11 protein-coding genes and 1 pseudogene are annotated in these 15,394 nt (G+C 43.8%); 8 read left to right on the forward strand and 4 right to left on the reverse strand.

Features of this window, described 5'->3' with window-relative positions:
• Positions 1-211 precede the first annotated feature (211 nt).
• The 4 genes from LJE72_RS15725 to LJE72_RS15740 all read right to left on the reverse strand — a co-directional run bounded on the left by LJE72_RS15725 (position 212) and on the right by LJE72_RS15740 (position 3,861).
• Positions 212-1,357, reverse strand: coding sequence for an ABC transporter permease (locus LJE72_RS15725; RefSeq protein ID WP_229248719.1), 1,146 nt, complete (start codon positions 1,355-1,357; stop codon positions 212-214).
• A complete protein-coding gene (locus LJE72_RS15730) occupies positions 1,357-2,130 on the reverse strand; it encodes an ABC transporter ATP-binding protein (RefSeq protein WP_229248720.1) in 774 nt (257 codons plus the stop codon). Before LJE72_RS15730 ends, LJE72_RS15725 begins: the two co-directional genes overlap by 1 nt.
• 14 nt (positions 2,131-2,144) lie before the next feature.
• Positions 2,145-3,161, reverse strand: a complete 1,017-nt coding sequence (locus LJE72_RS15735) for an HlyD family secretion protein (RefSeq protein ID WP_229248721.1) — start codon at positions 3,159-3,161, stop codon at positions 2,145-2,147.
• A 64-nt stretch (positions 3,162-3,225) separates the two neighbouring features.
• Positions 3,226-3,861, reverse strand: coding sequence for a TetR/AcrR family transcriptional regulator (locus tag LJE72_RS15740; RefSeq protein ID WP_229248722.1), 636 nt, complete (start codon positions 3,859-3,861; stop codon positions 3,226-3,228).
• Between the two features lie 1,453 nt (positions 3,862-5,314).
• Between LJE72_RS15740 and LJE72_RS15745 the strand changes: the two are divergent.
• From LJE72_RS15745 to LJE72_RS15780, 8 genes and pseudogenes are all read left to right on the forward strand, one after another.
• A pseudogene (locus LJE72_RS15745) lies at positions 5,315-6,016 on the forward strand (IMP dehydrogenase); the annotation flags it as partial.
• A 240-nt stretch (positions 6,017-6,256) separates the two neighbouring features.
• The gene (locus LJE72_RS15750; protein ID WP_229248723.1) at positions 6,257-7,852 is read left to right on the forward strand and encodes a PucR family transcriptional regulator; all 1,596 of its coding nucleotides are present in this window, start codon (positions 6,257-6,259) and stop codon (positions 7,850-7,852) included.
• Between the two features lie 178 nt (positions 7,853-8,030).
• Positions 8,031-8,747 (forward strand): TorD/DmsD family molecular chaperone, encoded by a 717-nt coding sequence (locus LJE72_RS15755; RefSeq protein WP_229248725.1) that lies wholly within the window; start codon positions 8,031-8,033, stop codon positions 8,745-8,747.
• Positions 8,695-10,902, forward strand: coding sequence for a molybdopterin-dependent oxidoreductase (locus LJE72_RS15760; protein ID WP_229248727.1), 2,208 nt, complete (start codon positions 8,695-8,697; stop codon positions 10,900-10,902). Before LJE72_RS15755 ends, LJE72_RS15760 begins: the two co-directional genes overlap by 53 nt.
• Positions 10,903-10,914: 12 nt before the next feature.
• Positions 10,915-11,481 (forward strand): 4Fe-4S dicluster domain-containing protein, encoded by a 567-nt coding sequence (locus tag LJE72_RS15765; RefSeq protein WP_229248728.1) that lies wholly within the window; start codon positions 10,915-10,917, stop codon positions 11,479-11,481.
• A gap of 3 nt (positions 11,482-11,484) precedes the next feature.
• Positions 11,485-12,390, forward strand: a complete 906-nt coding sequence (locus tag LJE72_RS15770; RefSeq protein ID WP_229248729.1) for a dimethyl sulfoxide reductase anchor subunit family protein — start codon at positions 11,485-11,487, stop codon at positions 12,388-12,390.
• A 199-nt stretch (positions 12,391-12,589) separates the two neighbouring features.
• Entirely contained in the window at positions 12,590-14,674 is a 2,085-nt protein-coding gene (locus LJE72_RS15775; RefSeq protein ID WP_229248730.1) for a molybdopterin-dependent oxidoreductase, read from the forward strand.
• 16 nt (positions 14,675-14,690) lie between these two features.
• Entirely contained in the window at positions 14,691-15,260 is a 570-nt protein-coding gene (locus tag LJE72_RS15780; RefSeq protein ID WP_229248731.1) for a 4Fe-4S dicluster domain-containing protein, read from the forward strand.
• Positions 15,261-15,394 lie beyond the last annotated feature (134 nt).

A 15,394-nucleotide genomic window follows, 5' to 3' on the forward strand; every position in this document is an offset into this window, starting at 1 on the left:
TCGCCCCATATCTCCACCCCAGAGGGCGTGATGTTGCGGAGCGAACCCATTAGGCTGAGTCGCGTCAATCGCGCTTAGATTTCGCAGCGCCATGGATGGCAAGAAGCGACACACATGCAGAGTGCCCAGAGGTTTAGCCAACGCTCGCTTCGGAATCAAGCGCGATAGCGATGGCACCTTGGGTGAGCGGAGCAACATCACGCCCTCTCCATTAATCTAAATTCTTCTTAAACTTCTTAGCTGCAATTCCCACCAAGATAATAGCAAACCCACATAAAATGAGTGTGTCCTGCCAAAGATACTCCATCCCTACCCCTTTTAGGAAGATTCCCCGCACGATTTCCAGAAAATAAGTTAACGGAAATAATCCACCCAAAATCTTTAAGAAAATCGGCATAGTTTCCCGTGGAAAGATGAAACCAGACAGTAAGATAGAAGGCAAGATTAAGATGAACGTCATTTGCATTGCCTGAAGCTGAGTTCTGGCGATACTGGAAATCAATAGCCCAATAGCTAGAATAGTAAACAAAAAGATGGTGGATAAGAGTACTAAAAGAGGAATGCTTCCCGCTGGCATAACTCCAAACCAAAAGATCCCAGTTGCAAGGATCAAGGTCAGAGAGACAAACCCGATAAACACAAACGGAAGCAACTTGCCCAGAAGCAATTCAAGAGAACGAATAGGAGTCACGACCACTTGTTCCATGGTACCACGTTCCTTTTCTCTCACAATCGAAAATGAGGTTAACATGGCAATGACATTTTGCAAGATCAAACCAATTAAGGCTGGAATGTTAAAGACCATCGATTTCATATCCGGATTATACCAGACTCTGGTCTCGATATTAAGCGGCATGTTCGTACCCGCAGTTGCACCCTTAGCGGCCAGACGTACCCCTTGAACCTCCAGAGATTTATTGAGACCTAGCATCTGAACCGCAGACATAGCCGCCCGAGCAATGGTGGGATCAGACCCGTCCACTAAAATCTGTACATCAGCCTGTCCGTTATCCCTTTGTAATTCTTTGCCAAAATCAGGTGGGATTATGACCGCCACCCGTGCCTTACCGCTATCCAGATAACCTTCGATCTGCAGATACCCTTGGACAAAAGCATCGGGGTCTAAATATTGAGTGTTACGAATTGAGGTAATAAACTCTCTGCTATCTGCAGTCTGAGATTGATCCCAAACCACGGTAGACAGATGGTCGACATCCGTATTGACGGCATAACCAAAGAGGAGGAGCATTCCTATTGGCATGGCAATAGCCATGATCAAGCTGGCACGGTCTCGTCGAATATGGAGGAATTCCTTTCTTAGTACTGCTAAAAACCTCACCCAAGAAAATCTTCCCACTAGCCTCGCCCTCCTTTCTTAAGGGCGAGATTACGAGGATCATCCGCGGCTTCGTTTTCAACATAATAGATGAAGAGATCATCCAAATTTTCTTTAGCCTCTTTCTCTTTCATTTCATCAGGGGAACCAAAGGCGATTAAGTATCCATAAAAGACAAACCCCAAGTAATCACAAGTTGCTGCTTCATCCATATAGTGAGTGCTGACCAGAATCGTCATTCCCTCTTTCGCTAACTGATGAATCAAATCCAAGAAAATTCGCCTTGAAACCGGGTCTACCCCAGCGGTCGGTTCATCAAGAATGAGCAGCTGGGGACTATGCAATAAAGCACAAGCCAAGGCCACTCTTTGTTTCCAACCACCCGAGAGAGAAGAGACTAATTGGCTGGTTCTCTCAACTAAACCAATCCGTTCAATGACCCGAGTTTTCTGTTCCTGAGCCATTTTTCCGTGCAAGCTGTAAACCCCTGCATAGAAATCAAGATTTTCTCTCACGGTCAGATCGTCGTAAAGACTAAACTTTTGGGACATATAGCCAATACGCTGTTTGATTTCCTCTGGTTGAGTCAAAACGTCATAGCCCAGCACCGTAGCTCGACCCTCTGTTGGCACTAAAACTCCGCATAGCATCCGAATAAGCGTTGTCTTTCCAGCGCCGTTGGGCCCGACGAAACCCATTATTGCTCCGGCAGGAAGTTGGAAGCTCACCCCTTGAACCGCTGTATACGTTCCAAACCGTTTGACTAGACCCTGGCAATCAATCGCTAAATTCATTCTGTCTCACTCCTCTACTCCAGGGTTACATCTGCGGGCATGCCTGCTTTCAATAGTTCTTTACCTTCTGAAATGGTTATTTTAACCGCATATACTGTCGTCGCCCGTTCTTCCTTCGTTTGCACATTTTTTGGAGTGAATTCTGCTTGATTACTGATATATTGGATTTGCCCTTTGAATGCCTTATCAGGGTAGGCATCCGCTAAAATTGAAACCGTCCCGCCCATTTGTATCTGACCGAGCTTGGCTCCCGGGATGTATATTTTGATCCACAAATCATTGGGATCCAGAATCGTTACCAAAGTTGTCCCAGGATTGACTACTTGACCTATCTCAGCATTCTGATAGAGAACCTGACCACCGGCTAGACTCTTAATAGTCAGTTTGTTTAAACCCAATTCTGCCGTTTTAACTGACTGAGCCGCAATATCAACGGCCGCTCTCTGCGCCTGAATGGTGGGCTGTGTATAACCAGCGAGAGCTTGGTCGAGACTGGCCTGCGTGGCATCGACACTTGCTTGGGCGCTCTGATACTGGGCCTTCAAAGTATCGAGTTTATTTTGCTGTGCATCCACAACCTGTTTACTAATGGCACCACTCTCATAGAGTTTTTGATTAGCCGCCAGATTATCTTCCTCAAATTTAAGACTTGGTTCCAAGGCAGCTAGATTGGCCTTCGTCTGGCTCACCAGGTGCTCCAGCCTGCGGATTTCCTCCGCTCGCGCTCCTCCCAAAAGATCGTTGAGTTTAGCCTGCGCCTGGGCCTGTTGGCTCTTCGCAATATCCAAAGTAATTTTTGCCTGACTGTCGTCTAGTTTAGCAATGATATCTCCAGATTTAATATCCTGTCCTTCACCCACTAATAATTCTACGATCTTTCCGCCAACCTCTGGCTGCACAGGAATTTCAGTTCCTTCAATCGTACCGGAATACATATTTAACTCTGCAGAACGGTTTAAATACCGATCTCCTAAGACAGAAAGGGTAATAAATACTAGAACAATGACTATAACTACCGCCTTTTTCCTCATGTTTTCTCCTCCCGCTCCTTGAACTTAGACTATCGATGTTCTTCGTTCATCCCAAGATCTGCTTTTAATCGTTCGTTTTCTTAACCAGCACTCCATTTAAAAAAATCTCTAGTATTTGATCAGCTGCCTCTTCGACGGTTTTTTCTGGGGAAAATCCAGGGAAGACGTGATTAAATATCCCGTAAAACAAAACCATCCCCATATAGCTTCGCATCATGGCTGGAAACGGAATTGGTTTAAAAATCCCCTCTTGAACACCTTTATCAAACCAAGGTTTAACGATGCTAATGCCATGCCCTAAAATCCCATTTGATAGGGCTTCTCTAACTTCATTATGATACTGCGCTTCAGCAAACATAAAGCGAATAAGACCATCATTTTCTTTGATGAGCTCCAAGCGATCCTTTAGAAAACAACGGAAAAACTCTACGGGATCTTTGTGCTCCTTATCAAGCGAGATAATCCCATCCAGGATCTTCGGTTTCAAAACAGCAATCAGTAACTCCTTCTTGGTGGCGAAATGACGAAAAATTGTCCCTTCAGCAACGCCTGCTGCTCGTGCAATTTCAGCCGTTGTAGAGCCATTATAACCTTTCTCTGTAAAAATATTTAGCGCTGCTTCAAGGATATCTTGGTGCCGCTCTTCTGCTGTTTTCTTTCTGCGAATTTCTGGGTGTTCAGTTTCCTGATTTGATTTCATAAAGGCCTCCAAAATCCCGATATTAATAATGAGTGATTACTCACTCTTAATATTATCATAGAATATACTCTTGTCAACAAAAAATGCAATTAGGTTGAGCTTTGAATAGTATGTATAGTATGTCTGGAATTGTAAAACCATAACAATAAAAATTTATTAAGGGAATTCCTCCTTTAAGAATAAATCCCTTATTTGCCACACTGACTGTAAAAGCTCATTACCGTTAACAACTGCCAAAGGGGGCTCTATATGAGTTATATATTTTGGAGTAATACAATCTGGTACATTTTATTACTCTTTACTAGCATCATCGCTATAGTTCTATCACTATACAAAACACGTAATCTAAAATTAACTATTGTATTTCTCTTTTCCGTAATAGGTTTTACCTTCGTATTAGAGGCAATTCTTGCAATTGGCCTTAAAGCATATGTCTATCACCCAAAAGTTGTTTCAGACAATTTTTTAGATTCAGTTTTTGGTAATTATTTTTCTCAAATTTCAATTTCATCGACTTCTGTATTAATAGCTATTTTTGATCTTTCCTACAGATGGTTTTTTCTTTTTTCACTAATATACTTTTTAATTGAAGAATTATTTATAAAGCTAGGAATTTATGAACATTTTTGGTACAAGTCAATGTATACAACATTTGGTCTTATACCTCTCTTTTGGCTCGTAAAAAAATGGTATAGGAAAACTTTGGACTCCTCAAGCAAATTCGTTAATTATGTATCACTTTTCTTAAGTGTTTTTGCAATCTATAGCTTTACTATAATTTTGAGTCAAAGATTGTTAGGTATTCAAATCTTTAAAGGTAACTTTTTTTCAGAGATATCCAAAGATCATACGACGACAGGTTTAGTTTATCAATTTTTCGTTATTAACATATTGATAATTATATATAAAGCGAGGTTACACTGGTTCAAAAAGGAAATGTTATTTCTGTGTTTATTCATTATTCAATATCTATTATATTATTCAGGTATTCTATACATCAGTAATGGGTGGTTTTTTGTAGTCACCATGTCGGACCTTGTTGGATGCTATTGTTGGATTGCAGCATTTCATTACCTATACCAAGAAGATCATGAGAAAGGTATATCCATCAAGTGACATCCCTGATTATATTTTTGCAACTTGACTCTTGTTGATAACTTTACGCCCCTATACTCCCGTAAAGTTTCGCCGTATAATGTAATTTGAACGCATAAAATACTGCCTCTCTTAATCCTAAAAGCATTCCCACAAAAATATATCACGTTTGTGTTGAAACAAATCGTGACATACATTTAACTTAGGTAATCTTTCTTTACTTAACACAAAACTTTAGTATTTTTTCGAAAATTACTTTACTTATTAAATCCAACCAATGTCAAATAAGCCACCAAAAGATCGATTACCGACCGCGATAAAAAGCAGATCCATTTAAGTGAGGAGGATATGATATCCTATGGCCCATTTTTACCGTGAACCGTCCAGAACTTTTAGTGAGTATCTATTGGTACCTAATCTAACAAGAAAAACATCTATTCCAGCTAATGTTTCATTAAAATCACCGATTGTAAGGTATACTAAGGGAGAAAAATGCCCTTTTGAAATAACTATTCCGGTTGCCTCGGCCATAATGCAGTCGGTCTCGGATTCAAACATGGCCATAGCTCTGGCAAGGAGCGGCGGAATCTCGTTTATCTACGCATCGCAGCCAATCGAGCAACAAGCCGAAATGGTGATAAAGGTCAAGAATTATAAGGCCGGGTTTGTGGTTAGTGATTCAAACCTGAAGCCTGACCAAACCCTTAAGGATGTATTGGATTTGAAGGCTAGAACTGGACATTCTACAATATCCGTCACTGAGGATGGTTCTTCTACCGGCAAGCTGCTTGGGATTGTGACAAGTAGAGATTATCGACTGAGTAGAAGTCCGTTGGATAGAAAAATCCAAGAATTCATGACTCCTTTTGCTTCTCTTATTTATGGTAAGGAAGGTCTTAGTCTTAGCGAAGCAAATAATATGATATGGGATCATAAACTTAACTGTCTTCCGATAATAAATGCAAACCAAAACATTGTATATTTAGTATTTCGAAAAGACTACGACGATCATAAGGAAAATCCTGACGAACTTCTGGATCAAAATAAAAGGCTTCGTGTAAGTTGCTAGAATCACATTTGTGTCGTCCACCAGTATCATTGAGAGCGGGGCTCATGACGTAATTCTGAAGGAAAGTCAATCCTTGCTCAAGTGATATCCAGCTTGCAAGAAATGGTATCTTAGTAGCGAAGAAACCGTGGTTATTATATGCTAATCTACCTACTGTTTTTTTGCAAGTTAGAATCTAAATTCTTGCCTTGGCAAGAAAAAACTTATACTAAAACCCATACATAAGGCGAGGTGGGACCAATAGTTAATCTGAATTTACCCCAAGCAATTACCGTCGGCCGCCTTCTAGACGCTTTATCCTTAGAATTTATTGGCGACAATAAAGCCTTATTCCAAAGTGTTTCCCTGCTATCCATTCAGACGCTTAACTTCACAGGAATCTCAGCTCTCTCCTTGCCTTTTGCCGGTGAAACCATCGTTCTAGAGCCTTCCGATAACCAAATTATCTCTTTAACTCTGGTCATTAGTAACACTAACGAAAATATTACCTTACTTTTTGACCAAAAAGCACCTGCTCTCTGGTCATCATTTTGTGCAAAAACCACAGATTGGTTAGAGCGTGAACTAGGTCGGATCCTTACAGCGAGTGAACACTATTCTCAGATGATCGCCAAACACTTGACAAACGGAGATGGGTTTTCATTCTTGAACAGCTTACTGGATGTTTTTGGGTGTGATATTTTCCTCTTGAATAAGCAACTTGAAGTTCTTGGCTGGGCCGGGGGAAAATCGCTTCCGCTTGCCCCCATCTCTTTCAAACCTCCAGAGATCAAAAGGTCCTTACCGAGCATCTCCTCGCTATCCGCTCCACTCAATACTGGACATTGGACTGAGAAGGGTTACCAAACTATGCCCCTAACCTGGTGTCCCCTTTCAGGGTCAAAAGGAGTCTTGGGCTTCTTGGGACTTGCGGCAAGTATCGAAGATCTAGGAAGTATTGAACAATTCTTCCTTCGTAAAACTGCTACTCTAATCTTGCTTGAACTTGTAAAAACCCAGAGCATCCAGGAAAGTGAACGCCAACACCACAGGGATTTTCTCTTTGACTTACTTTACAATAATTTTGATTCTCTTGAGGTTATCGTTTCACGAGGTAAATTGTGGGGATGGAATTTTGCCAAACCTCACTTTGTCGTGGTCGGCGAAATTCCTAATTATGATCCCGATTCAGCCGACCATGAACGTTTCGAAGAATTAGTGACAGAAATGACCACCCTATTGCAAAAACGCCAACCAAAAACAATTTGCCTAGAACGTAATGGCCAGGTTGTTTTACTCTTTCCACTCCAAGAGATGCTTCCACAGTCAGAATGGCAGGGCAAGGTGCTCGAGCTTCTTGAGCCTATCCTAAAAAAGGTTAAATCAATCCCTGGAAAGCAGCCCTTCCAATTTGGTCTTGGAAATCTATATAACTCTGCTCGCTATCTACACCGGAGCTTTCAAGAAGCAAGAACGGCACTCGAATTAGGGAAGCTTTTCGAAAATACGGATCGCTTAATCTCTTTTCACGGCTTGGGAATTATGCGTTTATTACACCGCTTAGATCGCCAGGAACTGGAAGACTACCGTTCTGAAGTTCTAGGCCCCCTACTTAAGTTTGACAAAGAAAGCAATCTTAATCTTGAAGAAACATTATTAGCCTATTACTCATGCAACACAGACTTAAACCTCGCCGGCGAGAAACTTTATCTGCATCCCAACACTCTCCGCTATCGACTTAAAAAGGCCTCGGAAATCCTAGACCTTGATCTTTCTTCTCTGGAGAACCAAGTTAATCTTTTTCTCGCACTTAAGATCGGCAGGTTAAAATCATTATGGCCAGACTAGCAACACATTTATTTCCCTTCTCCCTTAGCGGAGAAGGGCTTTTGTTTTTTTTCACAACGAAGGCCCTCTTATTTCGTTTTCTACTCTAAAGGAAGAAAAGCGTGAAAGCCGAATTATAAGCATATCAAGTGAATATAGGTACAAGAAATCTTGGCTAAAGAAAGGAGGACTACAATTAATGACATTTTATGAGGATTGCCCTCCCCATGTTTTGGAAGTTCACAGCCAACTTCTACTCACATTGAGTCAACTCTTCGCAAAAGGAGGAGAGAAACTACCTCAAACCTTAATTCCACTCCTTAAATCCTGCTCTGCTATCGCTGACCACCATAAGGTCGAGAAGCTGCATCTAACCAACCAAGTTTTGGCTCAATACTCTGAAGCGGATGACGACGAATATCTCGTTATGTGCTACGAGTATAACCGCCTCTTCGTCGGCCCAGCCGCTCCCGTTGCCCCCCCCTATGAATCTGTGTATCTGTCCCCCGACCATTTAGTGATGAGAGAACAAACCTTAGCTGTCCGCGAAATCTACAGGCGAGAAAACTTGCAAGCTGTAGGGCAAAGGCATGAACCGGATGATTTTATCTCCATTGAGCTGGAATTTGCCGCTTACCTCTTAAATCGAATTATTGAGGCAGAAGCTGCCAAAAACAACGCTAAAATCCAACTCTATAAGACACTATACCGTGAGTTTTGGAATCAACACCTAGGCCTCTGGTTAGGAACATTTGCTCACACCATTTCTCAGTCAGCTAAACATCCTGTCTTCTCTTCCTTAAGTAACGTTCTCTCTACGCTCTCAACTCTTCATACCCCATTAAACACGAAGGAGGCCAATTATGAAACTTTCGCGCCGCAAATTTCTCGGGGGAGCAGTAGCTGCTGCCTCTAGCATAACTCTTTTCAACTTTAATTTGTTAACAGGTTCTCCCTCTGCCTCTGCCTCTGCAGCCGATCAGCCCTCAGAGGCAATAAAAACCTTCCGCAATGTCTGTCCTCGTAACTGTTACGACACCTGTGGGATGATTACCTATGTCCAAGACGGAATCCTCAAAAAAGTTGAAGGAGACCCTAAACACGGTTATACCAACGGAAAGCTTTGCCTAAAAGGGTACGCTTATCCACGCCGAGTCTATAGCCCGGATCGCATCAAATATCCCATGAAGCAAACTCCTCGTGGTTCCGGAAACTGGACCCGCATTAGTTGGGATGAAGCAATGGATACAATTGCCAAGAAAATTCTGGATTTGAAGCAACGCTACGGATCAACACTTCCAATCTGCTTAGACAAGTACTCCGGTAATTTTGGTATTGTTCATTATGGCATTGAGGGTACTATGTCTAGCATCGGCTATACAACCCGTGCTGTAGGCACACCCTGCTGGCCCGCTGGAATTGATGCCCAAACCTATGATTTTGGTACACTTTACAGCAACGACCCCGAAGACATGGTTAATGCCAAGTATCTTATTCTCTGGGGACAAAATGCCGCCTGGACAGCGATTCACAGCTTCCCCTTCATCAACAAAGCCCGGGAACGCGGGGCTAAACTCGTGGTGATAGATCCAATCTTAACGTCAACCGCTTCAAAAGCTGATCTCTATATCCAAGTTAATCCCAGCACGGATGGCGCTCTCGCTTTAGGCATGGCGCGTTATATTATTGATAATAATTGGGTCGATTGGGAGTATGCCCGCGCTAACAGTATTGGGTTTGATGAATGGGTGGACTATATCAAAAAAGAGGTCACCTTGGACTGGGCATCTGAAAAAACAGGCGTACCCAAAGATATCATCATGGAAATCGCCCGAGAGTACGCCACGGCAAAACCAGCCAGTATGTGGGTTGGTTACGGCATGCAGCGTCACACTAACGGCGGTCAGAACGTGCGGATCATCGATGCCCTAGGGGTCATGACCGGCAATGTCGGAAAATCTGGGGGGGGAGTTAACTACGGTCACTTAGAAACCTGGGGCTTCAACTATAATGCCATGGTCAACGCTGCTCCTAAAGGGTCTAAAGGATTTATTGGACCGGATGGCAAAGAGGGGGATCGTGCCATCAACATGAACAACTTTGCTCACGATGTCTCCGCTCAAAGCGACCCTCCAGTAAAAATGCTCTGGCTGGCGTGCCGAAATCCCGGTGCCCAAGATCCCGACACTAATGCCATTGAGAAAATGTTCGCCTCCATGGAATTTGTTGTTACTGTAGACTCGTTTTTTAACAAAACCGTCGAGATGTCCGATATTGTCTTGCCAGCAACTACCCATTTTGAGGACTGGGATGTCATGGCCAGCTATTGGCACTACTGGATCGGCATTAACGAACGTGCTATTGACCCCTTGTACGAGTCAAAAAGTGATGTTGAAATTGCCATAGAACTCTCTAAAAAACTGAATGCCCTGGAACCTGGTTCCTGTACCTTCCCGACTTCAGGAACACCGGAGGAATGGTTAGCCAAAGAATTCAACCCCGGGATTCACCAAATGCTTGGCATTGAAGATTATAAAGAACTCATGGATGGACCTCGCAAGGCAAATATGCCTGCCGCTTCCTGGTCCGATGGAAAATTCCGCACCCCTTCTAAGAAGATTGAAATTCACTGTGAACTCGCCGAGAAGAACGGACTGCCTGCGTTGCCAATCTGGGTAGACGAAATGAAGACCCCTGAGAAATATCCGCTCCGCTTTATGACACCCCATCCGCAGCATGCTTTACACTCCCAGTTTCAAAACTTAGATTGGATGATGACCGCAAACCCTGAGCCCAAGGTGGAAATTCACCCTGTTCTCGCCGCCAAATACGGTATTACTGAAGGAAATATGGTTAAAGTCTACAATGACCTAGGATCAATCACTGTCAAAGCCCACCTAACCCGCACAACCTCCCTCAATGTCATCGTCTCCTATGAGTCTTGGTATAAAAACTCTAACTTCAATGTGAATTACACCTTAAAAGCTATCCCTAGCGATATGGGCAAACAAGCGACCGGCAACGACGGGTTAGCCTTTCATGATAATTTCGTAATGATAGAAAAAGCATAAGGAGGAATCCCTTTGAGTAAACAGCTTGGCTTTTTACACAACTCAGAGAAATGTGTGGGCTGTCGGGGGTGTGAAATGGCCTGCAAAAACGAATATCAAATTGACGCCGCCCCCCAGTGGCGCAAGGTTTTCCAACTCCATGAAGAAGATTTTTCTCTTCCAACCCGAATGTTTTTCTCCATGGCCTGTAACCACTGTGCTCATCCAGAATGTCTCAGGGTCTGCCCGGTAGAGGCCTACACTAAACGCGACGATGGTATTGTGGTGCATGATCCAAATCGCTGTATTGGCTGTCGCTTATGTACCATGGCCTGTCCCTATGATCGTCCCCAAATTAATTCTGCCAAAAAGAAGGTCGAGAAATGCAATTTATGTTACCAGCGAATTGATAACGGAGAACAGCCGGCTTGTGTCGCAGCCTGCATTCCGGGTGCCCTGGAACTAGTGGAAATCAATGATATCCTCGACCAGAAAACCGGTGTACTCAAGACCTTGCCTGGGCTACCCAGCCCGAAACTTACAACGCCGTCGATTCGTTTCATCGGACCGAAACAAGGCAAACAAATTAGGAGGGATTAGCATATGGGAGACTGGGAATGGCCCTTAATTCTTTTTACCGTTCTTGGACAAATCGCGATTGGGATAATCGTTATGCTCTGGTGGCTCGACCGTGATCGTGATCATCTGGATACCCAATTGTTCAAACAGGGTGTCTATGTTTCTGGGGGCCTCTTGATACTTGCCCTTTTGGCTTCACTTTTTCACCTGGGGCATCCGGAAGTAGCCTACCGCGCCTTAGCCCACCTTGGTTCCTCTTGGTTAAGCCGTGAAATCCTCTTGTTCCTCCTCACGTTTTTAGCGTGGATTAACCTTTTTTGGCTGTCGAGACGACAAACAAGCAGCCACCCCATTGGAGCAGATGCTGCAACCATCACGACTGCTGAAATTGCGGCTGAGGGACAACAATCAGGTAACCGTTCCCTCGGATTAGGTATCACTTCTGTGCTGGGTCTATTAGGTATTGCCAGTAGCGCCATGATTTATGTTCTCCCCCGAGTTCCTGCTTGGAATAACGTTGGTCCCGTTCTCTTCTTTTTACTCACCACAGGATTGCTAGGCGCACTAGTAACTTTAGTATTAGGAAGGAAATTGCTTCACCCCACCCAAAAGAAGCTTCTTCTTCAATGCTCACTCGGGTGTACGATCGCCAGCCTGCTCTTCTATGTCATTTATGCCTCTATGCTGAGCGCGAGCATGGAAGGAGCCACCTCCTTAAACTTTCTTTTGAGCAGCCCTCTATTTTGGGCCCGTGCTCTTTTGGGTTGGTTTGCTCCACTCCTTCTTCTGGTTAGCATGCTTAAAAATTCTCAAGTCGCCAAAACCAATCTTATTTTAACCCTTACTCTATTTTCAGTTTTAGGGGAAGTCTTAGGTCGAGCACTTTTCTACCTTAGTGCAACAGGCATTCAGATCACTGCCTTGTTCTAAAGAGAGCTTCTTCGTATTGAAAGCCCTAAACGTTTGCAAGACGAATCGCAAACGTTAGGGCTTTTTTACTAATCAGAAAGTATAACTTTTCTCTTTTACATGATGCGCAAATTTATACTCCTTCACACATACTTAAAGGTTTTTCGGTAAACTCTAACGAATGATTCTCCAAAGCCATGCACAGATAAGGGGGTAAACTATGAAATTTCATCAAAGTATTTGCCCTCGTAACTGCTACGATACCTGTAGTATTATTAGCACTACCCACAAAGGTGTCCTGATTTCTGTAGAAGGCAACCCTCATCACGAATACACCTCGGGCAAACTCTGTCCGAAAGCCCTTGATGATGTGAAAAAGGTATACAGTCCTCAGCGCATCCGTTATCCAATGCGCCAGCGAGGTCGTTATAGTGGTTTTTGGGAGCGGATTTCTTGGGACGAGGCATTAACCCTTATTGCTGAGAAAATTCTCTCCCTTAAAGAAACGTATGGAAGCTCCTTACCCCTCGCGCTGAATAAGTACTCTGGAAATTTCGGTGTCTTACACAATGCCATGGAAGGCCTCTTCACGGGCATCGGAGCAACCACGAGAACGGTCGGGTCTCCGTGTTGGTCAGCAGGGGTGGAAGCTCAAACCTATGACTTTGGGACCTTCTTCTGTTCAGATCCTCTGGATATGGCTAAAGCCAATCTAATATGGCTCTGGGGAGTGAACCCCGCTTGGACAGCAGTACACCAGATGCCGATTATTTTTGACGCCATCGATGGCGGAGCAAAGGTAGTTTGTTTCGATACCCATTTCAGTGCTACAGCTGCCCGGGCCCATCGGTATGTGCAGGTTCGCCCGGGAACCGATGGACTTCTAGCTTTAGGGTTTGCCAAGGTTCTTCTTGAAGAAAACCTTATCGATTCCAACCTTAGCAGCTATACGTTGGGACACGAAGAATTCTTCCACTATCTTGAAAATGAGATCTCCCTTGATAACTGTTCAGAAATCACCGGAGTTTCTATATCAACTATTCGGGAGCTTGCACTCGAATATGGTAAGACTCACCCTGCCTGCATCTGGGCAGGCTTTGGCTTACAGAGATATACCAACGGAGGACAAACCCTGCGCGCTATTGATGCCTTAGGTGCACTTGCCGGACACCTTGGTGAACAAGGCGGTGGTGTTCAATACGCTCAATTCCAAACCTGGCGTTTTTCCGGAGCAATACAAAATCCAGCCCACCCATTCAATATTTCCTCCAACACAGATCATCCCTCAATCGATAGCCTAACTCAGAATCAAAAACAGACGGATCGACTCCTAAATATTAATCGTTTTTCGGAGGAAGCTCTCAGCTGTACCGATCCCCCCGTTAAAATACTTTGGATTTCTGGAAGAAACCCACTATCTCAGGATGGTAATCTGCAACAATGGAAAAAACTGATCAATCAACTGGATTTGATAGTCGTGAACGACCTCTTTCATTCCAAATCCTCTGAAGCGGCCGATCTTTTTCTTCCAATCACGACGCATTATGAACATTGGGATTTAAACGCCGGTTATTGGCATTATTGGGTGGGGGTCAACGAACCTGCGATTCTTCCCATCGGTGAGTCTCGCTCAGACATACAGATCGCCTGGGATGTTTCATCCAAATTAAATGAACTTGAACCCGGAAGTTGCATATTTCCTACATCCGGTGATGAAAAAGAAACCCTTTTACGTGAACTCGGCCCCCAAATGTTAGATATTCTGGGTTTAAAAAAACCAGAAGAAATTCTTAAGGCTCCGGTGCGCGCCAACTTTCCTAGTACCGCTTGGGAAAATCGGATCTTTGCAACTCCTTCCGGACGTTATGAATTCTTCTCGTCCCAAGCATCTAACGCCCGTCTTTCTCCCCTTCCAATCTTTGTTCCCCCTCTTAATCCTTCGATTGATGCACCATTACGCCTTCTGACTCCGCATCACTACTCTACTATAAATTCTCAGGTTTATGCCTCAGGGGCAGATAATTCTGATTATGTCTTGCATCTTGCACCAGAACTTGCCCAGCGTCATAACTTAGCAGTCGGGGACCGGGCTCAAATTTGGAATAAATCAGGCCTATTAGAAGTGGTCATACAACCTTTATTAGGCATTTCTGCTGACACCGTCATTATTTTCCAGGAACAAGTCGAAGCCAATTCACCGCTTAATTGCTTAATAGGAACACCTTTAACTGATATGGGGCAACTCATTCTTGGTGCCCCAGGGTTTGCGTTAAATGAAACCTTTGTAAATCTGCGAAAACTATAGTTAAAATGGAGGGTATATGGTCAAACAATTAGGTTTCGTCCTTGACGTTAATCGCTGCCTTGGTTGCGGAGCCTGTGCCAAAGCTTGCCAAAATCGAAATCAATTGGCACCCTCACTTGTAAGGCGCAAGATTCGTAAGATAGAGAAATTTTCAAAGGATCATATTGAGATGTTTTATTTATCCACAGCCTGCAATCATTGTGGCAATCCTGAATGCTTACGGGTTTGTCCGTCTGGGGCCTATGCGAAACGCCGCGATGGTATAGTTTTACATCTTTCCGAAAAGTGTACAGGCTGTAAGTCCTGTGTAGCCTCATGCCCATTTGGAGCCCCCCTAATTAATCCGCAGACGAACAAGGCGAGTAAATGCCAGCTCTGCTATGAACGTTTAGATCGTGGAATGCCTCCTTTTTGTGTTCAAGCCTGCCTAACTGGTGCGCTTAGGCTCAAAGAACTAAAGGACATTCCAGATAACAAGCTATTAAGGCTTACTGCCCCGGCTCCGAGCCTTCGCTTGACGCGCCCCTCTGTTTTCTATAAACCGCCAAGAGCCACTAAGGTATCGGGTTTTTTATTCCCGAAATAGGATATTACTACTCCATTTAATAATGTACACTTTTTCGGATGGATGTGACGCCTCCCCGAAGCCAGAAGACGCCACAGGACATCTTCCTTCCTAACCTTTAACATTTCACTTATGCTGTTGCCGTTAAAAAGACA

The sequence above is a fragment of the Desulfosporosinus shakirovi genome, from assembly GCF_020595055.1.
Taxonomy (GTDB): Bacteria; Bacillota; Desulfitobacteriia; order Desulfitobacteriales; family Desulfitobacteriaceae; genus Desulfosporosinus; species Desulfosporosinus shakirovi.

Bases quoted from the DNA above. Each gene is read 5' to 3' on its own strand.
- LJE72_RS15770 (WP_229248729.1), top strand. From the start codon at position 11,485: ATGGGAGACTGGGAATGGCCCTTAATTCTTTTTACCGTTCTTGGACAA.
- LJE72_RS15775 (WP_229248730.1), top strand. From the start codon at position 12,590: ATGAAATTTCATCAAAGTATTTGCCCTCGTAACTGCTACGATACCTGT.
- LJE72_RS15780 (WP_229248731.1), top strand. From the start codon at position 14,691: ATGGTCAAACAATTAGGTTTCGTCCTTGACGTTAATCGCTGCCTTGGT.
- LJE72_RS15760 (WP_229248727.1), top strand. From the start codon at position 8,695: ATGAAACTTTCGCGCCGCAAATTTCTCGGGGGAGCAGTAGCTGCTGCC.
- LJE72_RS15735 (WP_229248721.1), bottom strand. From the start codon at position 3,161: ATGAGGAAAAAGGCGGTAGTTATAGTCATTGTTCTAGTATTTATTACC.
- LJE72_RS15740 (WP_229248722.1), bottom strand. From the start codon at position 3,861: ATGAAATCAAATCAGGAAACTGAACACCCAGAAATTCGCAGAAAGAAA.
- LJE72_RS15730 (WP_229248720.1), bottom strand. From the start codon at position 2,130: ATGAATTTAGCGATTGATTGCCAGGGTCTAGTCAAACGGTTTGGAACG.
- LJE72_RS15755 (WP_229248725.1), top strand. From the start codon at position 8,031: ATGACATTTTATGAGGATTGCCCTCCCCATGTTTTGGAAGTTCACAGC.